The organism is Sorangium sp. So ce119 (assembly GCF_051524405.1).
In the GTDB taxonomy this organism is placed as follows: domain Bacteria; phylum Myxococcota_A; class Polyangia; order Polyangiales; family Polyangiaceae; genus Sorangium; species Sorangium cellulosum_G.
Genome location: NZ_CP150310.1, coordinates 167,573 through 194,536, shown reverse-complemented (window position 1 = coordinate 194,536; position 26,964 = coordinate 167,573). Strand labels below are relative to the sequence as shown.

At 72.1% G+C, this 26,964-nt stretch carries 20 protein-coding genes and 2 pseudogenes; 14 read left to right on the top strand and 8 right to left on the bottom strand.

The genetic code is table 11. The annotated features are described in order from the left end of the window. Positions 1 to 226: 226 nt before the first annotated feature. The 6 genes and pseudogenes from WME76_RS00795 to WME76_RS00770 all read left to right on the top strand — a co-directional run. Positions 227 to 655: pseudogene (locus WME76_RS00795) on the top strand (kelch repeat-containing protein); the annotation flags it as partial. Positions 656 to 694: 39 nt separating this feature from the next. Beyond that, on the top strand, positions 695 to 1,753 hold the full coding sequence (locus WME76_RS00790; protein WP_437962235.1) for a kelch repeat-containing protein: 1,059 nt from the start codon (positions 695 to 697) through the stop codon (positions 1,751 to 1,753). A 527-nt stretch (positions 1,754 to 2,280) separates the two neighbouring features. Continuing rightward, entirely contained in the window at positions 2,281 to 3,444 is a 1,164-nt protein-coding gene (locus WME76_RS00785; protein WP_437958316.1) for a hypothetical protein, read from the top strand. 118 nt (positions 3,445 to 3,562) lie between these two features. Further along, entirely contained in the window at positions 3,563 to 5,674 is a 2,112-nt protein-coding gene (gene metG, locus WME76_RS00780; protein WP_437958315.1) for a methionine--tRNA ligase, read from the top strand. Between the two features lie 393 nt (positions 5,675 to 6,067). Further along, the gene (locus WME76_RS00775) at positions 6,068 to 7,453 is read left to right on the top strand and encodes a hypothetical protein (RefSeq protein ID WP_437958314.1); all 1,386 of its coding nucleotides are present in this window, start codon (positions 6,068 to 6,070) and stop codon (positions 7,451 to 7,453) included. Positions 7,454 to 7,574: 121 nt separating this feature from the next. Then, complete coding sequence (locus WME76_RS00770; RefSeq protein WP_437958313.1) at positions 7,575 to 8,189, top strand: Uma2 family endonuclease; 615 nt, start codon at positions 7,575 to 7,577, stop codon at positions 8,187 to 8,189. 78 nt (positions 8,190 to 8,267) lie between these two features. On the opposite strand, the gene WME76_RS00765 is transcribed toward WME76_RS00770, so the two are convergent. Both WME76_RS00765 and WME76_RS00760 read right to left on the bottom strand, forming a co-directional pair. Continuing rightward, on the bottom strand, positions 8,268 to 8,492 hold the full coding sequence (locus tag WME76_RS00765; protein ID WP_437958312.1) for a cytochrome P450: 225 nt from the start codon (positions 8,490 to 8,492) through the stop codon (positions 8,268 to 8,270). A gap of 173 nt (positions 8,493 to 8,665) precedes the next feature. After that, entirely contained in the window at positions 8,666 to 9,460 is a 795-nt protein-coding gene (locus WME76_RS00760) for a DUF6585 family protein (RefSeq protein ID WP_437958311.1), read from the bottom strand. 523 nt (positions 9,461 to 9,983) lie between these two features. On the opposite strand from WME76_RS00760, the gene WME76_RS00755 reads away from it, so the two are divergent. The 3 genes from WME76_RS00755 (at position 9,984) to bla (ending at position 17,369) form a co-directional block, all read left to right on the top strand. Beyond that, the gene (locus tag WME76_RS00755) at positions 9,984 to 11,840 is read left to right on the top strand and encodes an OmpA family protein (protein WP_437958310.1); all 1,857 of its coding nucleotides are present in this window, start codon (positions 9,984 to 9,986) and stop codon (positions 11,838 to 11,840) included. Beyond that, entirely contained in the window at positions 11,837 to 15,955 is a 4,119-nt protein-coding gene (locus tag WME76_RS00750) for an isopeptide-forming domain-containing fimbrial protein (protein ID WP_437958309.1), read from the top strand. The genes WME76_RS00755 and WME76_RS00750 overlap by 4 nt, the downstream gene beginning before the upstream one ends. Positions 15,956 to 16,391: 436 nt before the next feature. Then, on the top strand, positions 16,392 to 17,369 hold the full coding sequence (gene bla / locus WME76_RS00745; protein WP_437958308.1) for a class A beta-lactamase: 978 nt from the start codon (positions 16,392 to 16,394) through the stop codon (positions 17,367 to 17,369). A 19-nt stretch (positions 17,370 to 17,388) separates the two neighbouring features. Here the strand turns inward: bla and WME76_RS00740 are convergent, their stop codons facing one another. Next, positions 17,389 to 18,375, bottom strand: a complete 987-nt coding sequence (locus WME76_RS00740; RefSeq protein ID WP_437958307.1) for a hypothetical protein — start codon at positions 18,373 to 18,375, stop codon at positions 17,389 to 17,391. Between the two features lie 1,130 nt (positions 18,376 to 19,505). Between WME76_RS00740 and WME76_RS00735 the strand changes: the two genes are divergently transcribed. Then, positions 19,506 to 19,919, top strand: a complete 414-nt coding sequence (locus WME76_RS00735; RefSeq protein ID WP_437958306.1) for a PilZ domain-containing protein — start codon at positions 19,506 to 19,508, stop codon at positions 19,917 to 19,919. A gap of 193 nt (positions 19,920 to 20,112) precedes the next feature. Next, positions 20,113 to 21,402, top strand: a complete 1,290-nt coding sequence (locus WME76_RS00730; RefSeq protein WP_437958305.1) for a hypothetical protein — start codon at positions 20,113 to 20,115, stop codon at positions 21,400 to 21,402. Between the two features lie 33 nt (positions 21,403 to 21,435). On the opposite strand, the gene WME76_RS00725 is transcribed toward WME76_RS00730, so the two are convergent. From WME76_RS00725 to WME76_RS00705, 5 genes are all read right to left on the bottom strand, one after another. Then, positions 21,436 to 23,127, bottom strand: coding sequence for a hypothetical protein (locus tag WME76_RS00725; protein WP_437958304.1), 1,692 nt, complete (start codon positions 23,125 to 23,127; stop codon positions 21,436 to 21,438). Between the two features lie 218 nt (positions 23,128 to 23,345). After that, positions 23,346 to 23,783 carry an arsenate reductase ArsC gene (locus tag WME76_RS00720; RefSeq protein WP_437958303.1) on the bottom strand — a complete coding sequence of 146 codons (438 nt, stop codon included), beginning with the start codon at positions 23,781 to 23,783 and terminating at the stop codon, positions 23,346 to 23,348. Beyond that, entirely contained in the window at positions 23,780 to 24,499 is a 720-nt protein-coding gene (locus WME76_RS00715) for an aquaporin (protein WP_437958302.1), read from the bottom strand. The genes WME76_RS00720 and WME76_RS00715 overlap by 4 nt, the downstream gene beginning before the upstream one ends. Next, positions 24,483 to 24,971, bottom strand: coding sequence for an ArsI/CadI family heavy metal resistance metalloenzyme (locus WME76_RS00710; RefSeq protein ID WP_437958301.1), 489 nt, complete (start codon positions 24,969 to 24,971; stop codon positions 24,483 to 24,485). Before WME76_RS00710 ends, WME76_RS00715 begins: the two co-directional genes overlap by 17 nt. Positions 24,972 to 25,017: 46 nt before the next feature. Then, positions 25,018 to 25,323, bottom strand: coding sequence for an ArsR/SmtB family transcription factor (locus WME76_RS00705; protein ID WP_437958300.1), 306 nt, complete (start codon positions 25,321 to 25,323; stop codon positions 25,018 to 25,020). 163 nt (positions 25,324 to 25,486) lie between these two features. Here WME76_RS00705 and WME76_RS00700 point away from each other — a divergent pair, with 163 nt between their 5' ends. From WME76_RS00700 to WME76_RS00690, 3 genes and pseudogenes are all read left to right on the top strand, one after another. Continuing rightward, positions 25,487 to 26,347: a class I SAM-dependent methyltransferase gene (locus WME76_RS00700; RefSeq protein ID WP_437958299.1), complete on the top strand. Its 861-nt coding sequence runs from the start codon at positions 25,487 to 25,489 to the stop codon at positions 26,345 to 26,347. Beyond that, positions 26,344 to 26,433: pseudogene (locus tag WME76_RS00695) on the top strand (short-chain dehydrogenase); the annotation flags it as partial. The gene WME76_RS00700 and the pseudogene WME76_RS00695, both read left to right, overlap by 4 nt. 166 nt (positions 26,434 to 26,599) lie before the next feature. Beyond that, positions 26,600 to 26,797: a hypothetical protein gene (locus WME76_RS00690; protein WP_437962247.1), complete on the top strand. Its 198-nt coding sequence runs from the start codon at positions 26,600 to 26,602 to the stop codon at positions 26,795 to 26,797. The last annotated feature ends 167 nt before the right edge of the window (positions 26,798 to 26,964 follow it).

Below are 26,964 nucleotides of genomic sequence, written 5' to 3'. Positions count from 1 at the left end.
CGAGCATCGAGGTTTGCTTGCCCGCCGACGACTGCCACGAGGCGCCGGCGTGCGACCCCGCGGCCGGCTGCGCGGCGCCCGGGCCCGCGAAGCCTGACGGCACGCCTTGCGACGTCGACGGCACGGAAGACGGATGGCAGGCGACGGGGCGGGTAGGCGCGTCCCTCGGGGCTGACGACCCGCTGACCACCGTGCTCCCGGACGGGACGGTCCTCGTGATCGGTCGATGGATGCGCAGCACCTCGCCGGGAAACGTGGCGTTCTGGATCCGCTACGATCCGAGCGCGGGCGTATGGCAACCCGCCCAGGAGCTCGACGACATGGCGACTCCGCGGACATCCACGTTGCTTCCGGATGGGACCGTCCTGGCGACAGGCGGGGGCTCGAAGGCGAAGCGGTTCGACCCGGCGGCGGGCGTGTGGTGGCGGACGGCCGGGTGCTCGCCGTGGGCGGCGACGGAGGCTATTTCCTCTATGGCGGGAAGGGGGCCGATATCTACGATCCGGTCGCGGACGCGTGGACGGCCGTGGCGCCCATGGGCACGCTGCGACGGGACCACACGGCGACATTGCTGCAGGACGGCCGCGTTCTCGTGGTGGGCGGCGCTCATGACCGCACCAACCACTCGAGCGCGGAGGTGTACGACCCGGCGACCGACACGTGGACTCCCGTCGCCTCGATGGGCTGGGCTCGCGTGCAGCACACGGCGACGCGGCTCCCGGACGGCCGGGTGCTCGTGGTCGGGGGCGTGAGCGACGCGAGCGTCAGGGCGGCGGAGATCTTCGATCCTGCGAGCGGCACATGGACCTCGGCGGGCGAGATGGCCACGGCACGGATGTCCCCTGGCGCGGCGCTCCTCGCCGATGGCAGGGTGCTGGTGACGGGCGAATCGACAGCATCCAGCGACGGCGCTCTGGCGGCCGAGCTCTATGATCCGGCGAGCGGCACGTGGGCGCTCGCGCCGGCGCTGGACGTGATGATCGGCCGTCACGCGACGGCGCGGCTGAGCGACGGTCGTGTCCTGATCGCCGGCGGCCACGCCGGCAACGCGTGGTTGGGCTACGGGTATCAGTCGATCGACAATGCGTGGCTGTATGTGCCGGCGCGGCCCGCGTCGCGCGGGACATGCCAGACGGGCGGCTGCGTGCCGGGAGGCGACGGCAGCGGCGGAGACGGGGGCGGCGGGAGCGGAGCAGGCGGCGCCGGCGGGAGCGGCGGGAGCGGCGGCGGCGGAACGGGAGGAGACGGAGGGGGCGGCGACGGCGGGGATGCGAGCGGCGGCGGAGGCGGTGCGGGCGGCATGGCGACGGGCGGCCATGGCGGAGACGCGAGCGGCGGCGGCGGCGGCAACGCGAGCAGCGGCGGTGACGCGAGCAGCGGCGGCAACGCGGGCAGCGGCGGCAACGCAAGTGCGAGCGGCGGCAACGCAAGTGCGAGCGGCGGGGGCGCTGACGGCGAAGGCGGCACGGGCGGCGCTGCCACAGGCGGCCACGGCGGTGATGCCGGCGCCACGGGCGACGCCACATCCAGCGCGACCGGCGCTGGCAGCGATGCCACCTCGAGCAACAGCGCCGGCGCGACCAGCGCACAGAGCAGCGGCGGCGGCGATCTCCCGCTCCCCAGCGCAGGAGGGGGCGGCGGATGCAGCATGACGCCGCGCAACCAGGGCGACCCGGCCTGGCTGTTCGCCCTCGGGGCGCTCGCCAGCACGCGGCTGCGCCGGCGGCTCCCGAGGACCAGCCGCCCGGCGTGAGCCGAAGACAGAACTGACCGCCGGGACGTCGTCATGGGCGGTCACGCTGCGGGGCCTCCTTCGCGCTCTCCCGTCCCCACAGGACCAGGGCTCCCGACGTTCCTCACCCGGTTCTTGTGTGGCGCGGGGTGTAAGGTGGGCGCCGGGGACCGCGTAAGAGCGAGCGACACGTCCCGCCGCCAGCCCCTCGCGGAGAAGGCCGGAGCTCGCCGATGCATGCAAAGGATGAGATTCACGCGCCCAGCGCGGATACCCTGTCGCAGCCTCGCTCTGCAGGTTGCTGCAGCGGTCGGCCTCGCCGCCCGACAGGGCCGGGACGGACCGCAGACGCAGGATCGATCCGTCCGCCGAGCAGCGATCCCTGACATGGGCGATCTTCCGGCCGACCAGAGAGGTATCTCCAGAGGAGCCGGTTGCACGTCGAGAGCCTGGCGACGTGCAGCAGGTCGAGTGCGCCGATGAATCGCCGAGCGAGGAGCGCAGCGAAGCGGACAACGAGCGACGGGCGTGCAGCGATGAGCTGCGGCATGTCGAACGCGTCCTCGGTATGCATGCAGCGGACGACGAGCGCTGCCGGTCTTGTACGGAAGACTCGACCATCGACGGCGATCTTCCCGGCGGTGCTGTTCGCTGTCTGGCTGGCCGCGCGACCGAGCGCCGCGACCCCTCCATGCGAGGACGAGCCGGACGCGAAGTACAGCCGCCTGTCAGGAGCTGCCGACGTTCTGCACGTGCCGCCCTCACCGGCCCGGCTGTGCGACATCGAGCCGACGCTCCACGCGGCAGCCGTCGTCGAGCACCGGAGCGCCTCGATCAACTGCGATAGGTCAACCTGCAAGCTCGACGATTCTGCCGCTCTCGACGCCGCAGCGATGTATCTGCTTCGCGACGCAGCCGGGCAGGCGCTGTTCGCCAGATGGGGCGAACAGCTAGAGTGGGGCATCTCACCGCCATCGCCGCCGGAGACACAGCGTGTCACCGTCCAGCGGCTGCGCCTGGGACCGTCGACGTCGCTCATCGAGCGCCCCGAGCTGTTCATTCATGGTCGTCGCTGCTTTTCGCTTCCGCCCGATCAGCGCCTGGAGCCCGATGGCGTCTACCTGGTAACGCACATCGGTCGGCGGCCCATCGTGGTCATCGCCTCGCTTCCCGGGTCGGAGGACAAGCCCGTCGCGCCGGCCTTCACGATCGAGCGTGACAAGGTTTCCCATGCTTGCAGCGATCACGGGCTGCTCTGGTTCGTCCCGAAGGAGCCGGACCCAGCCACGTGGTTCGTCTGGGATGTCTACGCGCAGGACGGCGAGACGCGCATCCTCGGCCCGCTCCTCGGGCCCGTTCCCTGGGTGTATGGGAGCGACAATCCGCGCGCGTGGGCGCTCGAGCTTGAGCGTGAGTACGTTCTTTCGGCTCGAGCGATCGATCTGTCAGGGAATCTCTCGGACGAGCAGCGGCTCTCGTTCGACATGGATCGGACCGGTCGGAGCATGTACACCCGGCTCCGTTACATGGCCGCCGGGGCAGCGGCGCTCGCCGCGGTTGTTCTCGCCTTGGCCGTGCGGGCCACGATCCGGTTTGTCGTGAAGGTGGCGCGTACCCGGCGTGATCGACGCGACCCGACCCGCGTTGATCCATCGCGTTCCGACCCCGCTCACGACCCGACCACTCGACCCCGACCCCCCGACCCGGGTTGAGCCATCACGACCGCGACGCGCGGTGGACCCGTCGAGGCGGTCCGTCGACGAGCCGATCGCCGCGCTGCGGCGCCGCCGCGTGCCGCGCGCGAGCGCCCCATGCTATGAGGTCGTCCCCATGGCGAGCCGCTTCTACGTCACGACGCCCATCTACTACATCAACGACGTCCCGCACCTCGGCACCGCCTACACGACGATCGCCGCGGACGTGCTCTGCCGCTACCACCGGCTGCGCGGCCACGAGAGCCGCATGCTCACCGGCACGGACGAGCACGGCCTCAAGATCCAGCGCGCCGCCGAGGCGCGCGGCATCGCCCCGGGCGCCCACGCCGACGAGATCGCCGCCGCCTTCCGCGCCACGTGGCCGAAGCTCGGCTGCGCTCCGGACGACTTCATCCGCACGAGCGAGGCCCGCCACAAGAAGGGCGTACAGGAGCTCTGGCGCCGCATCCAGGCGCGCGGGGACATCTACCTCGGCCATTACGAGGGGCTCTACTGCGTCGGGTGCGAGGCCTACTACACCGAGAAGGACCTCCAGCAGCCCGGCAACATCTGCCCGCTGCACAACAGGCCCGCCGAGAGCGTCAAGGAAGAGAGCTACTTCTTCCGCCTCTCCAGCTACGCAGACGCGCTGCTCGACTTCTACAAGCGCACCCGCACCTTCGTGCAGCCTGCCAGCCGCCTCAACGAGGTGACGAGCTTCGTGCGCGAGGGGCTCCAGGATCTCTCCGTCTCCCGCACCACGTTCCAGTGGGGTATCCCCGTCCCCGACGACCCGAAGCACGTCATGTACGTCTGGTTCGACGCGCTGGCGAACTACATGACCGCCCTCAGGGAGCCGGAGGACAACACGCGCTTCTGGCCCGCGGACGTTCACCTCGTGGGCAAGGACATCCTCCGCTTCCACGCCGTCTACTGGCCCGCGTTCCTGCTCTCCGCCGGCTACGGCGAGGCGGAGCTCCCGCGGCAGGTCTTCGCCCACGGGTTCCTCACCTACAGCGGCCAGAAGATGTCGAAGACGCTCCGCAACACCATCAGCCCCGTCGAGGTCGCGGACGCCATCTCCGAGGCGGCCGCGGCGGCCCTGCCCGGCGGCCCGGCCGCCGCCGCCGGCGCGCCGCCCGTCGGGGTGGACGTGGTGCGCTATTGCCTCATGCGCGCGATCTCCTTCGGTCAGGACGGCGACTTCGGCCTCCAGGACGTCCTTTCGCGGTACGCCTCGGAGCTCGGCAATGCGCTCGGCAACCTGCTGAACCGGGTGCTGCCGTTCGCCGAGGAGGTCCCCGAGAAGGGGGAGCCCGGCCCGCTCGAGGCGGAGCTCGCCGGCGCGCAGCGACAGGCCTCGTCGGCCGCGACAGCCGCGTTCGACGCGAACCAGCCGACGCGCGCGCTCGACGCGATCTGGGCGGCGATCGCGGCGGCGAACCTCTATGTCGACAAGGCCGCTCCGTGGGCGGCCAAGAAGACGGACCCGCGCCGCCTCGGCACCATCATCGCGACCTTGATCGAGCAGCTCGAGGCGATCAGCGTGATGATCTCCCCCGTGCTGCCGGTCGTGGCCGACAGGATGCGCGATCAGCTCGGGTTGCCGCCGATCGCGCCCGAGGTGGGCCACGATCAGTGGCCGTTCAACCCTCCTGTCCGGAAGCCCGGCGGGAAGCTCCGCCGGGGCGCGCCCATCTTCCCGCGCCTCGAGAAGGCGAAAGAGGCCGAGCTGCTCGCCCGGTTCGCCCCGCCCCCGGCCGACGCCGCCCCGCCGCAGCCCGACGCCGGCGCGAAGGCCGCTCCCGCCGCAAACGCTGCTCCCGCCGCAAACGCTGCTCCCGCCGCAAACGCTGCTCCCGCTGCTCCGGCGGCGGCGGGCGGCGCCGGAGCGCCCGCCCCTCCGGCGGGGCAGGGCAAGGCCCCCGTAGCGTTCGACGACTTCGCCAAGCTGGACCTCCGGATCGGCCTGGTCACGAGCGCCGAGCGCGTGAAGAAGAAGGACCGGCTGCTCGATCTGCGGGTCGACACCGGCGACGGCGCGCCCCGGCGCATCATCTCGGGGATCGCGGCGAGCTACGCCCCGGAAGAGCTGGTCGGCAAGCGGGTCGTCGTCATCTGCAACCTGCTGCCGCGCGACTTCGGCAAAGGGCTCGTGTCCGAAGGCATGTTGCTGACCGCAGAGGTCGAAGGGCGCGTCCGCACCATCACGGTCGAGGACGCCGCGCCAGGCACCCCCGTTCTCTGACGACACCCGTCTTCATGTAACAAATATTACGATCGCGGGACATAGAAGCTCAAGGACGCCCCGAGCAAGCTCGAGTTCGAGTCTTCGAACGGCAACGTGAAGCTCGGATACCCGGGGGTGAGGGGAGATCGCGGGCAGCACGCGCGCTGAGGGCGCGGCGGGGGCGGTCAGCGCCGGCGGCGCGGCGGGCGCCGATGGGGTGAGCGCCGAAAGACAGCGCACATCGGCGCCGGCCGGCGAGCTCGCGGCGTCGCGATCGTGCTCTACGCGGGGTGGACGACGGCCCACCCGGGTCGGGCGGCGCGCGTGCCCGGGGGCGTGCTAGAAATCTTCAATGCGCAGTCGCCTTGGATCGAGGAGGCGGTGAGCATCTCGCTGAGAGGACGCGATGCCGTGGCCCTGTCCATGGCGATCGCGGCGCACCTCGCGCTCCTCGCGGCGCCGACGCGCGAGCGGCTCCCCGAGCCGCCTGCCGGGCCCCCCGCGCTCGTCGACGGCATCGACGTCGAGCTCGAGGAGCCGGGCTCGCAGGCCGCGGCGCAGCCGGCTGGAGCCGCGCCGGGCGCGCGCGAGCCCGAGCGCGCGGACGAGATCGGCAAGGCCGCCCCGGTGGACCCGGTGGAGAAGACGCAGGCGCCCGCGCCCGGCGCAGCGGCCGCCAAGGTGGCCTCCGTCGAGCGCGCGAGGCCCGCGCCGGCCGCCCCCGAGGCGCCCGCCGCCGCGCCGAGGAGCGCGCCGGAGCCCGCGCCGCCGGAGGCGCCTGCCCCCGCGGCCGAAGCACCCCCGCCCGCGGCCGAGGCGCCCCCTTCCGGGGCCGAGCCCCCCGCGCCCGTCGCCGAGGCGCCCGGACCCGCGCCGACAGCGCCGCCCGGCGACGAGTACGGCGGGCCGCCGTCGGCGGCGCCCCCCGCGGCGGGCGAGGGGATCGCGCTCGCGCCCGGGCTCGGGGCGCCGCTCTGGACCGTGCCCGGCGCGCTCCCCGCCCCCGAGGCGCCGCGGGCTGCCCCCACGGCCGCCCCGCTCGCTCGCCCCGTGGATCCGGCCATCGCGGGCAAGGTCCTGAGCGGCACGCTGCACAGCAAGGACAAGAGCGTGGGCATCAGCGTCCCGGCCGCCGGCGCGGTGGCGAGCACGCTGGCGGACACGGTGCGCTCCTCGGCCGCGCCCCTCGACGCCCGCGCGACGTTCGAGGTCAAGCTCGGCGCCGACGGCCAGGTCCTCGGCGTCCGGCTGGTGAGCGCGACGGCCGGCGACGGCCCCACGTGGGAGCGCATCGTGGGCGAGGCGAAGGGCGCGCTCGCCGGCAGCGCGCTCCAGATGGGGCCTGACCGGGCGCCGGTGACCGTGACCGTCAAGGTCCAGTCCAAGGTGCAATATCCCTCCGGCAGCAAGCAGAAGCCGAAGGCGGAGCTCGTGTGCGCCGAGGAGGTGCTCGAGAAGCTGCAGCAGGCCGTGGAGAACCCGAACCAGCTCGGCGAGGTGCGCGGGCGCGGCGACGGGCCGCCGCCGGCGGCCGACATGGATGATGAAGAGCGAAAGAGGGTCTTCTGCATCCCCGTCGGCCTCCGCGCCAAGGGCGATCTGTCCGACGTCGGGGCGCACAGGGTCAACGTGGTCTCGGCGTCCTTCGCGGTGAAGCGCGAGGGCGAGCGCGCCCTGCCCCACGAGGACATCCTGCCGGTCGACACGCGCGTGCCTTGGGCGCCCAAGGACCCGAAGAAGATGAAGCTGCCGCCGCGCCCCAAGAAGAAGTGGAAGAAGAAGCAGCAGCAGCCCTGAGGCCGCGTCCGCCGACAACGGGGCGGCAGCTCCGGCGACACCGGCCGCACGCGAGCGTCGAAGCGCCGGCGCGGGTCGCGCGCCTCTGCCGCGAGCCGTTCCAGCTTGGTATGCTCGGCGCATGCGCGCGGCGTCCCTTGCTCTGAGCTCCGGCCCGTCCGACCGTGCCACCGTCGAGGACTGGCTCGCCGTTGCGGAGAGCGAGCGCGCCGAGCTGATCCACGGCGCGCTCGTCTACCACGCCTTCCCCGGCCCGCAGCACGGCTTCACCCAGGGAGGGATCTTCGTGAAGCTGTGGCCCTACAACCGGAAGGGGTCCGGAGAGGGCGGCCCTGGAGGCTGGTGGATCTCGCAGGAAGTCGACATGCTGCTCGGCGGCATCGGCTGCCGTCCGGACGTGGTCGGCTGGCGGAGGGACAAGCACGAGCGGGCGCCCGCGCCGGACGACCGAGGCGTCGTCACCGCTGTGCCCGACTTCATCTGCGAGGTGCTCTCTTCCTCGACGGCCCGCTATGACCAAGGCCCGAAGCGCGACGCCTATTTCCAGGCGGGCGTGCCGCACTACTGGCTGGTGGATCCGACCTACGAGACGCTGACCGTCCTCGAGCGGGCAGAGCGTGGTTATGTGATCCTGCTCGTCGCGAGCCCCGGTGATACGGTGCGCGCCGCGCCGTTCGACGACGTCGAGATCCCCATGGCAGAGCTGTTTCTCGACCGCGGTGAGCCCGGGGCGTGACGGGCCGCCGCGCGCGACGCCGATCCCGGCCCCATCGCCCTGTCCCGCGTCCCTCGCGCGTCGCGCGCCGCTCCGGCGTCACCCTGCGGCGGCGCTGCGCCTGCCCGGCTCGAAGCAGATCGGCAGGCGCGCGGGGCCGAGCACGTTGAGGGCCTTGCGCGGCTCCCACGGCTCCCTGCTCGCGAGCTCGAGCCCCCGCAGGCGCGAGAGGAGATCCGACAGCGCGACCCGCGCTTCCAGGCGCGCGAGCGGCGCCCCGAGGCAGAAGTGGATGCCCTGCCCGAACGCGGCGATATGGAGCACGGGAGAGCTGCTCCGCAGCTGCTCGTACATGGGATAGGGATCGCGCCGCGCCTCTTCCGGGAAAGGTTCATCGCCAGGACCTCCTTCGTCTGAACGGTCGGGAGCTGCCTCCGGCAGGAAGACGATGCCAGGCCATGCGGCGGGGAAAGGCACCGCCTCGCGCGCGCCGCGCCTCACCCGGTCCAGGCCGCCCAGACGTCGTCGCGCTCCACGCGCGGCGCGCGCTCGGTGACCAGCCTGGCGAACACCGTCGGGTGCGGGACGCGATCGAGGCTCACCGTCTTCCAGGGAAACACCGTCTGGCCCCGGAAGAAGGCGACTCGGCCCGACTGCAGGCGCACGAGAGACAGAGCGCTCCAGGCCGCGTTGTGTTCGCGGATCGCGATCCCCTGCCCGTCGAGGCGCACCGGACCGAACGTCAGGGCCTCGCCGTCCGAGATCGCGCGCCGCGCGTCGTCCATCAGGGGATGAGAGCAGCACAGGAGTATCCGTCGGGCCACCTCCTGGCCGTCCGCGACCTCGACAGGCACCGAGCGCTGCGCGCCGGAGTGCTCCACGAGGCGGACGCCGCGGAGGAACACGAAGCTCCCGAACGGCGTCGAGCTCCGGTCGAGGTCGAACCACACCTCGTCCACGTCGTCGAACACCACGACCTCGCGCCCCTCCCGGCGCGCCACGACGACGCCGTGATCGTGGAGCTCGATCCGCAGCCCGCGGTGGCGCAGCGCAGCGGACGCGAGCACGGCGAAGCCCGCGAGCCCGAACGGAAGCGACAGGAAGAAGCCCTGCCAGCCGGCGATGACGGCGCCGATCACGCTCGTGAACACGAGGAGCAGCGCGCCCCGCGCGACCTGGAACAGCGCGAAGTTCCGGCGCTGCGCGTGAACCGAGCGGAGCTCGCCGAGGCGCTGATCCTCGGGAGGCGCCGTCGGGCGCTCCGCCGGCTGGCGGAAGGGGTGCGGCTGCACAGAAGCGCCGTAGCACGGGCCCGGCCGCGACCGCGAGTTCTGCGCGGGAGCGTCACCGCGGCATCTCCTCGATCGCATCGCCGTCGCGCCACGGCGCTCCCGGCGCGGCCGGCAGCGCAAGGACGCTCGATGGCAGGGACGACCCAGGAGTCGCCCGATGCTCCCGTGCCGCAGCGCTGATGCCTGCAGACCTCAATCGACCCGCCCCGGCGCCGCCCTGAAGAGCGAAATCGCCGCGCGCGCCGGCGTCGACGCCGCGCGCGGGCGCGCACACGGCTTGCATGGGCAGCGCTGCGAAGCCCGGATCGCAGCGCGAGCCGTCTGTCGAGGCCGCCTGGATTTCGGTCGACCGCCGTTCGAAAAGTCCACCGGCGGCATCCAGCGACGTCCTATAAGACGGCCCGGGATTCGAGGCAGCGTGCCGTTCCTCCGCTGGAGGGAGCGGCGTTTCCCACAACTCGCCTGCGCGCCGGAGCAGTCCACGGCCGCTCGCCCCCCCTGCACTCAAAAGGTGATTCTGCGCATGAGAGCCCATTCTCCCCCTCGATGGATCTGCGGCGCCGCCGCGCTAGCCGCGGCGGCGTGGGCCGCGCCAGCGTCCGCTCAGGAGGCGGACGCGGAGCGCGGCCTCGCCCTCGACCGCTTCAGCCCAGCGCCCGCGGGCGATCGGATGTTCGGCGTGCCGTCGCCCTACGCGGCCTCGCCCAGGCAGGACGGCAGCCCGACGCTCCACCTGATGCTGCTCGGCGATTACGCGCACAACCCGCTCGTGCTCACGCGCCTGGGGCAGGATGAGCCGATCGACTCGATCGTGGAGCACCAGCTCTTCCTGCACCTGAACGGCTCGCTCACGCTCTGGGACCGGCTCCACGTCAACGTCGACGTGCCGCTCGCCGTGCTGCAGGAGGGCGGAAACCCGACGGCGGAGGGGCTCTCCTTCCCGTCGCCGAGCGGCGCGGAGATCGGCGACCTCCGGCTCGGGCTGCGGCTGCGGCTGCTGGGCGAGTACTTCGACCCGTTCCAGCTCGCGGTCGGCGGGTACATGTGGCTGCCGACCGGCAACGGCGAGCGCGGCTCGTACGTGGGCGAGGGGACGGTGCGCGGCATGCCCCAGATCATCGCCGGCGGCAGGGTCCCGCACCTCACGTGGTCGCTCGCGGCGGGCGTCGACCTGCGCCCCGCGCAGACGTTCGCGCAGGTGCGACAAGGGCTGATGTTCAACGGCGGCGCGGGCGTCGGCCTGCTGCTGCTGCCCGAGGAGCAGCTCCAGATCGGGCCCGAGGTGACCGTGTCGACGGTGCTGGAGGATCCGGACGCGCGCAACACGAACGTCGAGGCGCTGCTCGGCGTGCGCTACCGCTTCGCGCCCGCGGTGCGCGACTTCGAGATCGGCGTCGCCGCCGGCCCTGGGTTCACCTCGGGCATCGGCACCCCGGACTTCCGCGCGGTCGCGATGCTCGCGTACTCGCCGGAGGTCCAGCGCGTGGACCCCGACCGCGACAAGGACGGCATCCCGAACGAGCAGGACGCCTGCCCGGAGACGCCCGGCGTGGGCGACGCCGACCCGAAGAAGAACGGCTGCCCGCCCTCCGATCGCGACGAGGACGGCATCCTCGACCGCATCGACGCGTGCCCGGACACGCCCGGCATCGCGAACGACGACCCGAAGAAGCACGGCTGCCCGCCGCCCGGGGACCGCGACAAGGACGGCATCACGGACGACGTCGACGCGTGCCCGGAGGAGGCCGGCCCGAGCAACGAGGACCCGAAGAAGCACGGCTGCCCGCCGCCGCCGGACAAGGACGGCGACGGCGTGATCGACGCGGAGGACGCCTGCCCCGATATCCCCGGTCTCCGCACCTCGGATCCGGCGACGAACGGCTGCCCCGGCGATCGCGACGGCGACACGGTGCGCGACGACAAGGACGCCTGCCCCGACGAGAAGGGCAAGCCCGATCCGGATCCGGGCAAGAACGGCTGCCCCGTCGCGGTGCGCGTGACCGAGCAGGAGATCGTCATCCTCCAGCAGGTGCAGTTCGACACCGGCAAGGCGACGATCAAGAAGGCGAGCGACGAGCTCCTCGACGAGGTCGCGGGTGTGCTGAAGGAGCACCCGGAGATCACCAAGATCGAGGTGCAGGGGCACACCGATCCGCGCGGCGGACGCGCGTACAATATCAAGCTCAGCCAGGCGAGGGCCGAGTCGGTCACGAAGGCGCTGGTCCAGCGCGGCGTCGAGGCCGAGCGGCTCGCGTCGAAGGGCTACGGGCCTGACGTCCCGATCGCGGAGAACGACACCGACGAGGGACGCCAGAAGAACCGCCGCGTGCAGTTCAAGATCCTCGAGAAGAAGCCGAAGCAGCAGCAGGAGGCGCCGTGAAGAGACGTTGGGTCATAGGTAGTCTTGTCGGGCTCGCCTGCGCGGGCGGGCAGGGCGGCGTCGCGCACGCCGCGCCCGCGCTGCGCGTGCAGATCGATCAGCGGGGAGACTTCCTCCTCATCGGCAACACGCTCGGCCACGAGTGCGGCAGGGACGACATCGAGTCGCCCGTGCTGGGCGACATCGGCCCGTGCGGGACCAACACCGGCGACAGCGCGCCCGACATCTTCTGGCGCGCCGACTCGCCCGCGGAGGGCGGGGCGGAGGCGAGCGCCAGCATCACCGCGGCGCAGGCGCGCACCACCGCGGTGCTGGAGGTGCCGGCCGGCGCGAGGGTCACCCACGCGTACCTGTACTGGGGCGCGCACCTCGGCACCACCGGGAGCGCGGACGAGGCCGTCACCCTGGAGCGGCCCGGCGCGAGCGGCTTCTCCGAGGAGGTGACCGCCATCGACAGCGTCGAGAAGACCAGCTCGGGGCGCGTCTACTACCAGTCGGTCGCGGACATCACCGCCGTCGTGCAGGCGCAAGGGTCCGGCGCGTACCGGGTGAGCGGCGTCAACACCGCGAGCTTCACGAACAACAACTTCGACAACCACTTCGCCGGGTGGTGGCTTGTCGTGTTCTACGAGCTCGCCTCCGAGCCGCCGCGCAACCTCGCGCTCTTCGACGGGCTCGACACGGTGGCCAGCGGGTCGACCCAGAGCGCCACCCTGTCGGGGTTCGTGGTGCCGAACGCGGGCTACGACGCGAAGCTCGGCATCGTCGCGTTCGAGGGCGACGTGGCCTTTGATGGAGATCAGTTCTTCTTCAACGGAGGGACCGCCCTCGGCGACGCGCTGAACCCGGCCGGCAACTTCTTCAACGGCACGCGGTCCTATCTCAACATGCCGGTGTCGAACGTCGGGGACCTGCCGCAGCTCGCCGGGACCGCGGGGAGCATGGCCGGCATGGACATCGACGTCCTCGACATCACCACCAAGGTGACCCCTGGGCAGACCTCGGCGCCCATCCAGGCGTCGAGCAACAACGACCTGTACTTCCTCGCCGGCTTCATCACGTCGATCTCGACCTTCAAGCCGGACTTCACGTCCTCCACGAAGACGGTCGAAGACGTGAACGGCGGGCTGCTGCTCCCGGGCGACGTGCTCCAGTACACGATCGCCGTCACCAACACCGGCAACGACGCGTCGACCAACACCGTGCTCAGCGATCCGCTGCCCGCGGGCGTGACGTACGTGCCGGGCTCGCTCTCGGTCACAGCCGGCGCCAACATGGGCGCGAAGACGGACGCGGCCGGCGACGATCAGGGCGAGTACGACGCCGGGTCGCGCACGGTCCGCGTGCGGCTCGGCACCGGCGCGAACGCGACGACGGGGGGCTCGCTCCCCGCTGCCACCGGCTCGTCGAGGGTCACCTTCCAGGTGACGGTCGACGCCGGCGCCTCGGGCCTCATCGCCAACCAGGCGGTCGTCAACGCCGCCGGACAGCAGGGCGCGCCGGCCGAGGACACGCCGACCGACGGCAACGGCCCGGCGGGCGGCGTGCCGCCGACCGAGGTCGTCGTCGACGCGTGCGAGACTGACGCGCAGTGCGCCGAGCCGACGCCGCACTGCGAGACGGCGGGCACGCCCAACACGTGCGTCGAGTGCCTCACCGACGCGCACTGCGGGCCGCTCACCCCGACGTGCGATCCCGACGGCAACACCTGCGAGTGCGTGCCCGCGGCGGCCGAGGTCTGCGGCGACGCGATCGACAACGACTGCGACGGGATCATCGGCAACGGCTGCGACTCGGACGGCGACGGGATCGACGATCCCACCGAGCTCACGGCCGGCACCGACCCGAACGACGCGGACAGCGACGATGACGGCGTGACCGACGGCGAGGAGCCGAGCTTCAGCGTGGACTCCGATGGGGACGGCCTCATCAACGCGCTCGACCCCGACAGCGACAACGACGGGCTCTACGACGGCACCGAGCTCGGCTCGCTCTGCGACAACCCGGCGACCGAGCTCGGCGCGGCCCACTGCAGGATCGACGGCGACGCCGGGGCGACGAAGACCGACCCGCTCGACGCCGACTCCGACGACGGCGGCGTGCCCGACGGGCAGGAGGACGTGGACCTCGACGGCGTCGTCGACGAGGGCGAGACCGATCCGAACGAGGGCGACGACGACGTGCCGCCGGTGGACACCGACGGCGACGGGCTGAGCGACGACCTCGAGGAGACGATCGGGAGCGACCCGAACGACGCCGACTCCGACGACGACGGCGCGCTCGACGGGCAGGAGCCGAACCCGGCCGACGACACCGACGGCGACGGGCTCATCAACGTGCGCGACGTCGACAGCGACAACGACGGGCTCTTCGACGGCACCGAGCTCGGGCTGCCCTGCGACAACGAGGCGACCGACGCCGGCGCGGGCCACTGCCGCGCCGACGCGGACGCCGGGGCGACCAAGACCTCGCCGGTCGACGCGGACACCGACGACGGCGGCGTGCGCGACGGCCAGGAGGACATCAACCTCGACGGCGCGATCGACGAGGGCGAGCTCGATCCGAACGACGGCGACGACGACGGGTCGATCGTCGACGCGGACAGCGACGGGCTTGTCGACGAGATCGAGGTCCTGCTCGGCACCGACCCGAACGACGCGGACAGCGACGACGACGGCGTGCTCGACGGGCTGGAGCCGAACTTCAGCGACGATCACGACGGCGACGGCCAGATCAACGCGCTCGACCCCGACAGCGACGACGACGGGCTGTTCGACGGCACCGAGCTCGGGCTGCCCTGCGACAACGAGGCCACGGACGCGGGCGCGGGCACCTGCATCCCCGATGCAGACAACGGCGACACCGTCACCTCCCCGCTCGATCCGGACACGGACCGCGGCGGCGTGCGCGACGGCGTGGAGGACGCGAACCACAACGGCGCCATCGACGAGGGCGAGACCGATCCGAACAACGCCGCCGACGACGCGGTGCCGGACGACCGCGACGGCGACGGGCTGAGCGACGCCGCCGAGGAGATGATCGGGAGCGATCCGGACGACGCCGACTCCGACGACGACGGCGCGCTCGATGGGCAGGAGGTGGGCCCGGGCGACGACACCGACGGCGATGGGCTGATCAACGTGCTCGACGTCGACAGCGACAACGACGGGCTCTACGACGGCACCGAGCTCGGGCTGCCCTGCGATCGGGAAGGCACCGACGGTGAGGCCGGCCACTGCCGCGCCGACGCCGACGAGGGGGCGACCAAGACCTCGCCGGTGGACGCGGACACCGACGACGGCGGCGTGAACGACGGCGACGAGGACATCAACCTCGACGGCGCCATCAACGCGGACGAGACCGACCCGAACAACGGCGAGGACGACGTGGCGCCGGAGGACACCGACGGCGACGGGCTGAGCGACGCGCTCGAGGGCGAGATCGGCACGAATCCGGAGGACGGCGACAGCGACGACGACGGCGTGCTCGACGGCGCGGAGCCGAACTTCAGCGACGATCACGACGGCGACGGCCTCATCAACGCGCTCGACCCCGACAGCGACAACGACGGGCTGTTCGACGGCACCGAGCTCGGGCTGGGCTGCGATCTCGAGGCCACCGACGCGGCGACGGGCACCTGCATCCCGGACGCGGACCCCGAGACGACCACGAACCCGCTCGATGCGGACACGGACGACGGCAGCGTGAGCGACGGCGCCGAGGACGCGAACCACAACGGCAGGGTCGACGAGGGCGAGACCGATCCGAACAACGCCGCCGACGATCTGCCCACCGGCGAGACGTGCCGGCAGGACAGCGACTGCGGCGATGCGTCGAGCGGGATGATCTGCGTCGACGAGCAGTGCGAGGAAGGCTGCCGCGGCGAAGGCGGCAACAGCTGCCCGTCGGGCGAGGTGTGCAGCTCGACCGACAGCACGCCGGGCACCTGCGGGCCCGACTCCGGCGACCCGAACGATCCGAGCGGCATCTTCGCCGAGGGCAACGGCCTCTGCGCCGCGCGGCCCACGCCGGCCGGCAGCGGTCCGGGCGCGGCTGCGCTGCTGCCCCTGCTCGGCGCCCTCGCCGGGCTCGCGCTGCGCCGGCGGCGCCGCTAGCTGACGCCAGTCGGCGAACGAGGGCCCACGGCCGCGTGTCCCCCGCCTGAACGGGCGGGGGACGCCCCTCCAGCGGCCGTGGGCGCCCCCCCGCACCGGGGACGCCGAGAGCCCGCCTCAACCCATCATCCTGCTTCACCTCGAGCCTGGTACCGCATCGGCGCGGTAGGGCTTGCCGAGCCGCCCGGCGAACGCCCCCTCCGGGGGCCTACCGTATCGTCGAGATGGAGCGGATCGTTCGTGACGATGTCTCTCGGCCCATCCCCGGCCGGCGAACATCCTCGGTGGGGCTACTGAGTTATCGAGATCGAGCGCGTCGTTCATTGACGATGACTGCCTGGCTGCAGATAACGAGCCTCAGCCCAGGGGCGGGACGTGCGTGCCCTCCTTCTCCCCTCGGGAATGAGCTTCGCTCCACGGGCGTACGGCAGCCTGCATGAAAGACCACCCTCGCTCGTCACGCCGTGGCTTCCTCGGTGGAGCCGCCTCTCTCCTTCTCCTCGGCTGTGGAGGAGCACAGCGACCGCAGCCCGCCGAAACCCCGGGCGCGACCTCGACCAACGCGTCCCCGGCGGCGGCTCCCACCACCTCTTCGCCAACGGCCTCACCCGAGCGGCACGCGCGGGCCGCGCCGGCGCTCGCGCGCATCGAGGCTCAGCTCGGCGGCCGCCTCGGCGTCGCCGCCCTCGACACGGCGAACGGCGCCCGGATCGGCCACCGCGCCGGCGAGCGCTTCGCGATGTGCTCCACCTTCAAGGCGCTCCTCGCGGCGAACCTCCTCGCGCGCGTCGACCAGGGCCAGCTCGCGCTCGATCACCGCGTCACGTACCGCGAGGCCGATCTCCTCGAGCACGCACCGGTGACGCGCGCCCGCCTCGCCGAGGGCGGCCTGACCGTCGAGGAGCTCTGCGCCGCCGCCGTCGAGACCAGCGACAACACGGCCGCCAACCTCCTCCTCGCGCAGATCGGCGGCCCCGCCGGCCTCACCGCCTACCTCCGCAGCCTCGGCGACCAGGTGACGCGCCTCGATCGCGACGAGCCGGCCCTCAACTCGAGCCTCCCCGGCGACCCCCGCGACACGACGACCCCCGACGCCATGACCGACACGTGCCGAACCATCCTGGTCGACGAGCGCGCCCTCCGCCAGGCGTCGCGCGCGCGCCTCACGGCGTGGATGGTCCGGTCGACCACCGGCCTCGCCCGCCTCCGGGCGGGCCTGCCGAGCGACTGGGTCGTCGGCGACAAGACCGGGACCGGCGCCAACGGCGCCGCGAACGACGTCGCGGTCGCCTGGCCGCCGTCGCGCGCCCCGATCGTCATCGCCTGCTTCGTCAATGCGCCGGCGGCGAGCGCCGAGGCGCGGAACGCCGCGCACGCGGAGGTCGCCCGGCTCGTCGCCGCGACGTTCGGCTGAGCCGGCGACCCGCCTCGCGTCAGTTCACGGTGGGCACGAACTCCGTACAAGCCTCTTCGATCGCCGTGAGCGCGTTCGTCAGGCCGTCCTCGAGACGCCCCTCGCACAGATCCCAGAAGAAGCCACGCTCGTCGGCAGCGAACGTGTCCACGAGCCGCTGCAGGTCGTCGGCCTCATCCGCGCTGCCATAAGCACCGTCGCAGTCGGTCCTCCCGCCGATGCCGAGGAACACGACGTTCTTTGCCTCGCCCTTCGCGGCGACGAGCCGATCGTGGATCTGTTGCGGCCGCTGGGACGGAACGGGCTGCTCGTCCTCATCGGTGATCGCCACCACCACGAGCAACGCATCGTCGCGGAGGAACCCCGCGTTCTCGGCGGTCGAGAACGGCGGTTCCAGCGCGGCGGCGACGGCGGACGCGGGCTGCTCGTCGTCGCTGTCGCCGGTGCACTCGACGTCCCCCGCATAGAGATCTGCGGCGCACTGGAACTCGCTCGTGAGCTCGGTGCTCGTGCTCTCCATCCACGCCTTCTGGCTCTGGAACGAGCACTCGCCCGCGGCGCCGCGGGTGTGGAAAGTCGCGGGGAGGGGGCAGGCGTCCAGCACGGCCGCGCGGAAGTCCTTGATGCCGCTGATCTGGAGCAGCGCCTGCGCGAAGGCCGGGAACACGACGTCGCGCATCGACGCCTTTTCCTCATCCATGCTGGAGGAGTTGTCGAGCGCGAACACGACATCGACGTGCTGGCAACCCGAGGTGTTCCCGTTGCCGCCCGCCCCGCCGTTGGCTCCGCCGTTCCCGTTGCCGAACGGATCACCCCCCTGCCCGAAGGGGTCGCCCCCTTGACCACCGAAGATGTCGCCCCCCTGCCCCTGGCCTCCTCCGGCGGTCCCGCTGCCCGGACCCGAGGCGCCCGCGCCGCTGTTCTGGTTCTGGCCCGAGCTATCGCCGCACCCCATGAGACCCACGATTCCTGCGCAGAGCGCCGCGTACCATGCCCTGAGCTCCATTCCTCACTCCTTCTCCTTCGGGGCGTCCTGCCCTACCTCTTCGTAACACGGTCCCATGCGACGTCGATCGCCGGAACGCTGATGGTATCATGCGCGTAGCGCTCGCTCCAGCGAATTGGCCGAAGGCGGGGCTGATCAGCGTCGCCGTCCCTACTGGGCCTTTGCGCAGACGGAGAGGGAACCTGGTCACCCCCAGTGCCGATGAGCCCGAAGGTCCCTGAGCGAAACATTCGCGTGATATGGCGAGGCACCACCGCGGTGGAAGATTCCTCTCCCGCGTACGCCCTGACGTCCGCCTCCCCGGCACATGCTTGATCCGCGCCGACGCGGCGATCGCGAAGGCATCCTCGGCGCTCCGGCGCTGCGCCGAGACGGATGTCCACCAAAGAATGTACCGACGGGCGGCAGGCCACTACGCGGCACTCGGGCGGGCACCGTGGATGACACGCGAGACGCGAGACGCGAGACGCGAGGCGCGAGGCGAGAGGCAACGCCGCGATGGCGATGTCCCGTCGTCTCGCATTCCCGGGCCGCTGGTGCTACATTCATCGTTTCGCGAGGCTTCTCGCCCCCTTGCAAGGGCGATGTTTCGAGCCCGCGCCGTGGGTCGAGCCACACCGCACCAGCGGTGTAGAGTGGCAGCAAAATGCCATGAGCAGGCCGTCTCCGACCGGCGTCTGGCCCTCCGCGCGATCTCGCTCACCTGCTCGCCCCCACCCACGATGATGAGCCCGGTACGCTCCCGGGTGCGCGAGCCATAGCAGCTCCAGGAGGGCGCGCGCCGCCATCGGCCGTCGGGAAGGACTGCACCCCTTTCCGGCAGGCAACGTAGGCAGGCCGGTCCAGGGCGGTGATCCTGGCACCCTGAGCGCACACGTGTGCAATCGTGCGCGGATTCAGCAGGACCTGCGGGCACTGCCTGGCATCCTGAGCGCACACGTGTGCAATCGTGTACGGATTCGGCAGGACCTGCGGGCACTGGCGAGCTGTGGGATTCAGGCGGTGAATCCGGGCGAGCGGCAGACTCGACGGCGGCCTGACGTTGCTCGCGTCGCGAAACGGGCGCCGATGTAGGTTTCTTGCCCCCCTGTAGCGGTACTCCGTAGCGTACCGCGCCGAGGAGAAACACCATGGAGATGCTGCTCGCCAGCGAGCGCCGCGTCACGCGCCGCGCCGCGATCGTGGAGTGCCAGGCCGTGCGGGAGCGGGGCTTCCGGCTGCTCGGGACCCGGGCGATCGACCTGTCCATCGACGGGATGCTCGTGCTGACGAGCGCCCGCGCGCTCACGGGCGAGCCGGTGATCGTCTCGTTCCGGCTGCCGGACACGGACATCTGGCTCGACGCGACGGCGACGATCGCGCGCACGGTCCACGGCCGGCGCGAGGGCGACCCGGGACGCGCCGTCGGCCTGCGCTTCGACCCGCTCGACAGCGCGTCGGCCCGGCGCCTCCGCGCGGCGCTCGAGCGCTTCCCGCCGACCTATCCGTACCGCGCGCCGCGCGTCGATTACGCGGCGACGGCGGCGATGATCGCGCTGAGCTGAGCGGCGCGCGCCGGGCGGGGCGACGCGCCCGCGCGGGGGCGGCAGACCGCGCCGGGCGACATCGCCGCCCGGGAGGGCGCGGACCGGGCGGCGCGACGTCGCCGCTCGGGAGATGGCTTTGGGGGCGTGGAGCCCCTGCTGAACAGCGTTTTCGGCTTGCCGTCGCGCCCTCGCGCCGATCTGTTTGCACCTCATGCCCCCTCCATTCGTCGCTCCCGCGCGCGCCGGCCGTATCGGCGCCTGGCTCGGCGGGGCCATCCTCCTCGCGACCTTCGCCCTCCCCGTCCTGTACCCCGTCGCCGTCGGCTCGCTGCTCGCCGTCCTCGTCCTCGCATGGCGCGACCGCCGGCCCCACGGCTGCACGGCGACGGCGCTCGGCCTCACGCTCCTCGCGCCCGCGCTCGTCGCCCACGCCTGGCTCTTGCTGGACCAGCGCATCTCCGTGGCGAACCCCTTTTCGGTCTTCGACATGCTCGCGGTGATCGCCGCCGCCGTGGCGGCCCCGCCCGTCGGTGCGCTGGTCGGCCGCCTCGGATCCCTGCTGACCAGCCTCCTCCTCCGGCGCGAGCGCGCCTGGCTGCCGCCGGCGCTCCGCGCGGCGAGCCTCGCGGCCCTCGCGCTGGCGGCGTCCCTCGCCGCCGGCGCCGGGCTCCGCCTGATCCAGCGGTCCAGCCTCGAGCGCTATGCGGCTTCGCTCCCCGTCGCCGCCGTCCTTCCACCCGCGCTGGGCGAGCCGTCGAGGTTCGTGGGCAGCGGTTACCCCAGTATCCCCCGCAAGATTCCCGTCTACGAGCACGCCGTCGCGGAGTTCGTGGTCACTCGCACCTGTGACGCCGAGTGCATCGTCTCGATCGCCGCCCCCGCCGCGCTCCCGCATGACTCGGGAATGTCTCGCTTCGCGGCGACCATCCCCCCGAAGGCGTCGGTCGCTGTCCGGCGGACCGGCGCCGGCGATCTGGTCCTGATCGAGCCGCTCAACGACGCTTCAGATTCCCAGCCGCTCGCCTTCCGTGGTCCGCACTTCGAGCCCACGGATCTCTACCCCGAGGACCTCCTCGGCGTCGTCGGTCCTCCGCTGAGCTGGTCCGTGGTCGCCGCCGCGGGCGTGCTCTTCGCGGGCTTCGTCGTGCAACGCCGCCGGCGCGCGCGGGAGCGCCTCGCGCGGCTCGCCAGCGCCGCTGCCGGCACGCGCGACGAGGGCGGCTGGGTCACGTTCGATGAGCCGCTCCCGGCCCAGCGCCTCGCGCTCGACCGCGACGGCCCCACCGGACGGGTGCTGGTCCTCTCCGGGGCGGTGGATCGCGCCGTCACGTACCGCGACGCGGGGCAGCCGGGCGCTGTCGAGATCCTCGCCGGCGAGCGGGACGATCTGCTGGTGGAGGCGCGGGGCGAGCTCGTGCGCATCGACGCCCTCGCGCTCGCCGCCGCGCTGCTCACCGCCGCCCCGCTGCTCGCCGCCGCGTGGCGCGGCTTCGTCTTCTGACGGCCGGCGGCGCGCCTCGCCCGGCGGCGCGCCTCACGGCCCGTATTCCGCCATGAAGGGCCCGTAACCCGGGTTGAACAGATCCTGTGGACCAGCCCCGAACTTGAGGCTGGTGAAATACCACCCGCAGACAGCGGCGTTGCCGGGCTGGTCCGGGGCCGACCGATCGAGCGCGATGGACACCCCCATCTGCTCGTGCTCGTCGCCGAGCCGGTGAGCCCACCGGAGGCCCCCCCGATCATCGAGCTTGGCGACGAAGACATCGGAGTTGGTCGAGGCGTCGGGGACCGCCGGGGCGAGCCTCTCCCCATCTCCGAAGTCGACGCCCTCCGCCCCCGGCGCGCTCGTGATGGCCCCGATCACCCCGACGTTGGAGAGGTCGTCGACGGCGATCCCCATCGCCTCCTCGCCTCCGAGATCGCCGAAGGCCCTCTCCCAGATCGCCTCTCCGCCGGGCGAGAGCTTGGCCACGAAGATGTCCGCGTCCTCGTGGCCGGTCACCACGTGGTCGCCGGCCCCGTCCCCGAACCTGACGCTCGTCGTGAACCCGCCGGCGAGGAGGATCTCCCCGGCGGGGTTCACGGCGACCGCGCTCGCCCACTGATCGCCGTTCTGCGCCTCGTCGTCTCCACCGAGGATCCGGCCCCAGAGCGGGGCGCCCGCCGGGTCGAGCTTCCACACCACGATGTCGATCCCGCCGAGGGATTCCTCGTAAAGTGTCCCGCCGTTCTTTCCGATGCCAGGATCGGACATCGTGTTGGCGGCAAGGACGATGTTGTCGGACGCGTCGACAGCGAGCCCGACCGCGCTGCACTGCAATGTCCCGGGGAAGATCGACCACGGCGGCTGGCACGAGAAATCGACAGGGAACTTCCAGCTCCACAGGGGCGCGCCGTCGGGCGTCAGCTTGGCGACGAAGACCCCCTTGCCGTCGGCGTTCGTGTACCCCTTGAACGTGCCGTCGAGCGGCGCCTCGCCGGACCCGACGCCGGCCACGATGACGTTCCCCTCGCTGTCCGCGGCCACGCGCACGCCCCACTGGGACTTCCCGTCTCCGAACCGCAGGCTCCAGGCGTGCTCGCCGTCCGGCGTGAGCTTCGTCACGAAGATGTCGTTCATGGCCGCCGGATCGCCCGAGCCCTCCGTCGCCGTGAGCTCCGGCCCGCCGGGGAAGCTCGCCGAGCCCGCGAGGTGCCCGGTGACGAGGACATGTCCCGTCGCGTCGACGGCGACGCCGTGGGCCCGCTGATCGCCCGGGCCCGAGAGCGCCCGTGCCCAGCGGATCTCGCCGCGCGGGCCGTACTTCACGACGAACGCGTCGTGACCGCCGCCGGTGGGGATCGGGCCGTCTCCGAAATCGCCGCCGTCGTCACCGTAGCCGTCGAACCCGCCGACGAAGACCTTGTCTCCATCGGCGCCGTACGCCACCCCGTAGGCGACGCCGCCGGCGCTCTCGGGCGTGAATGCCCAGCGCACCTCGCCGGGGTACTCGAAGCCGTCGCCGGCCCCGGCGCCTGCGTCCCCTCCCCCGCCGGTCGAGGACGCCGGCGCGCCGCCGCCTCCGCTGGTCGTCCCGCTGGCGCCGGCCTCGCCCATCGAGCCGCCGCTGCCCGCGGCGGCGCGCGTGCCCGGCTCGATGCCGAAGATCGCGTTGCAGGCAGGGAGCGCCGCGGTCGCGGCGAGCAGGAAGACGGGGAATCGTGAAGACAGGACGCACCTTCGCATGACCGCAATCTAGCGCAGGCGGAGCGAGCGCGGCGCTCGACAGAGGATCGCCCCGGCGCGGCTCGCCCTCGAGCGACCGCCGCGCGACGTGTCCGTCGTGTCCACAGGCGCGCCGTCGCCAACCTCCATCGCCGAGGATGCATGGCGGGAGAGCGGCAGTCGGCTCCGGCGGAAGCATTGGCTCGCTGGAGAGCACGGCCCTGCCAGCGCATCCATGATCACCGCGCTCCGCTGCGGCCCTGCTCGTCCGTGCGAGGAGCAGCCCAGCCCTCGCGCGCGACGAGCTCGGCCACGCGCGCGCGGACCTCGTCGCGGATCTCGCGCACGCGCCCCACCGGCTTGCCCTTGGGATCCTCGAGGGGCCAGTCTTCGCGGCGGAGCCCTGGAACCACGGGGCATACCTCCCCGCATCCCATGGTGACGAGCAACGTCGCCTGGCTCGCCAGCGCGTCGGTGAGCCGCTGGGGCTTCACGGCAGAGAGGTCGATCCCCTCCTCCGTCATCGCGGCGAGCACTTCGGGGTGGACGCGCGGGCCGGGCTCGGTGCCGGCCGAGATGGCGCGCGCCCTGGAAGGGTCGGAGAGGGCGTTGAACCACGCTGCCGCCATCTGGGAGCGGCCCGCGTTGTGGACGCAGGCAAAGAGCACGGTCTTCATGGAACATCCTCCGGAAGCACGCGATCGACGACGCGATCGGCGACCTTGGGCAGGGCGGGGACGAGCCAGCGGAACACCAGCGTTGCCGCCGCTGCCCCTGCGAGCTGTGCGATGATGAACCCCGGCGCGTCCGCCGGGCGGATGCCGGCGAACGTGTCGCTCGCGGCCCTGGCGAGCGTCACGGCCGGGTTGGCGAACGACGTGGACGAGGTGAACCAGTAAGCGGCCGTGATGTACGCCCCTACCGCGAAAGGGACCGATTCGGCCCGCCTCCGGACGCCGCCCCAGATGACGGCGAGCAAGCCGAATGTCGCGACGAACTCGCTCGCCATCTGCGCGAGCCCGGAGCGCTCATGTTGCGACGCCGAGAAGAGGACCTCGCCGAACATGACGTGAGCCACGGCGACCCCCGCAAAGGCGCCGGCGATCTGGGCCAGGATGTACGCGGGCACCTCGCGCCAGGCGAGCCCGCCCTGGCTCGCGTCGGCGAGGGTCACGGCGGGGTTGAAGTGCGCGCCGGAGATCGGCCCGAACGTCAGGATGAGCGCCACCAGGGCGGCCCCCGTCGCGATCGTGTTCGCGAGCAGGGCGATCGCCACGTTCCCGCCGGCGAGGCGCTCGGCCATGATCCCCGACCCGACCACCGTCGAGAGCAACAGGGCCGTCCCGAGCGCCTCGGCGACGGCCCTGCGGGGGAGATCAGCGCGGAGCGTCATCGGAGAGCTTGGACGGGACGCAGCACGAAGGCGCACAGCACGCAGCATCGTTCTTTGCGGCATCGTTCTTCGAGGGCATCGCGGGCTGGCTCCCCATCACGGCCGCGTCGCCCTTGACGACGAACACCTCCCACGAGTTGCCGTCCGGATCCTCGACCCAGACCTTGTCCTGCACCGCATAGCAGCAGGCCGTGTCCTCCTCCGTGAAGGTCTTGAGCCCCGCGGCCTCGAAGCGCCGCCTGGCCTCGATCACGTCTTCCGTGCTCGCCACCTGGACACCGAAGTGGCTCGCGTTGACCCCCGTGCGCGGCGCCTCCTGCATCGTGAGGTTCAACGACGGCAGCGCGAGGTCGAACTTCGCGTAGCCGGGACGACGCTTGGTGGCGCCCACGCCGAAGGCCTTTTCATAGAACGCGACCGAGGCGTCGATGTTCGAGACATTGAGAGAGATATGGGGCTTGAGGATGTTCATCGTGCACCTTTCTTCCATAAACATCGAAGTAGTGAAGAAAAAAAATTCAACAGCACGTCTTGCCGCGCTTGCAGCAGTCCTCCCACAGATACTCGGTGAGGGCGCGAAGCTCGTCGTAGGCAGCGCTGTAGTAGTGAAACGTCCCTTCCCCGCGCGTCCTCAGGATGCCCGCATCGACGAGCCGCTTCAGGTGATGGCTCAGCGTCGAGGCCGGCAGCCCGACGTGCGCCTGGATGTCGCCGGCCGGAGCGCCCTCGGCGCCGGCCTGCACCACGAAGCGCAGGACAGCCAGCCGCACGGGGTGACCCAGCGCGGCGAGCTGTTCGGCGTGGCGGTCGAGCTTCGATGGCACGCTCTACTTCTAACAATGTCGAAGCATGAGCGCAAGCGGATCCTTCGAAAAAATACGAAGTAGCCTGCCTCGTCGTGCTGTACGGGCGCAGGCCCCCGGTTCGAGCCAGTGCGAGCTGGAAGCTGGACGTGTAACCTCGCAGAGACAGGAGAGCTCGATGGCGATGATCGAAGTTGCTGGGCCGAACGCCGACCAGATCCAGTACTGGAACGAGGTCGGCGGACCGAAGTGGGTGGCGCTCCACGACATCATCTCGGCGCAGATCCGGCCGCTGGGCGCCCTCGCCATGGATCGCGCCGGGATCGCCGCGGGCGAGCGCGTCCTCGACGTCGGCTGCGGGCTCGGCGAGACCACGCTGGAGCTCGGCCGGCGCGTGGGGCCGGGCGGCTCCGTGGTGGGCGTCGACATCTCGGCGCCCATGCTGGAGCGGGCGCGCGCGGCGGCGCAGGCCGCGGGCGCCGCGAACGTCGCCTTCGAGAACGCGGACGCGCAGACCACGGCGCTGCCCGGGCCGTTCGACGTCCTCTACTCGCGCTTCGGCGTCATGTTCTTCGCCGAGCCCGAGGCGGCCTTCGCGAACCTCCGGGGGGCGCTGCGGAGCGGAGCGCGGCTCGCGTTCGTCTGCTGGCGATCGATCCAGGAGAACCCCTGGTTGCTCGTGCCGGCCATGACGGCGGCGAGGCACCTCTCGACGCCTCAGCCCGACCCGCACGCGCCCGGCCCGTTCGCGTTCGCCGACGCCGCGCGCGTGGGGGACATCCTCTCGCGCGCGGGGTTCGCCCGCGTCGAGCACGAGCCCGTCGACCGGGAGCTGTCGGTGGCAGGCGGGAGATCGCTCGACGAGACCGTCGATTTCCTCCTGCAGATGGGCCCGGCCTCCGCCGCGCTGCGCGAGGCGCAGGCCGGGCCGGAGCTCGTCGAGCGCGTGCGCGCCGACCTGCGCGAGGCGATCGCGCCGTTCGACGGCCCCGAGGGCGTGCGCATGGGCGGCGCCGTGTGGATCGTGACGGCGAAGACGACATGAACGGGAAGGTCTGCATCGTCACCGGCGGCAACACGGGCATCGGCAAGGAGACGGCGCGCGGGCTGGCGCAGCGCGGCGCGACGGTGGTGCTGGCGTGCCGCGACACGGGGAAGGGCGAGGCCGCGCGCGAGGACATCGCGCGCACCACCGGCAACAAGGACGTGGAGGCTCCAGGGCACCGGCGTCACGGTCAACGCCGTCCACCCAGGCGTGGTCGCGACGGAGCTCACGCGCGATTTTCCGAGGATGCTGGTGAAGCTCTTCCAGCTGTTCCTGCTCACGCCCGAGCAGGGCGCAGCGTGCTCGCTGCACGTCGCGACGGCGCCGGAGCTGGAGGGGGTGACCGGGGAGTACTTCGAGGAGAGCCGCACCAGGCCGGCGGCGACGGCGGCGCTCGACGAGGCCGCGCAGGAGCGGCTCTGGGAGCTGACCGAGGCGCTGGCGGCGTAGCCCTCGCCGCGCGCTGGCAAGGGACGGACACGAGGAGAGGATCGAGCCGCCAGGACGCCAGGAGAGAAAAGAGCTCGAGGGGGCCGGCTCTCCAATGCTCGCGCGGGGCAGGCGTCCGTGACTCCACTGTCGCGAAGCCATTGTCGCGACGCCATTGTCGCGACGCC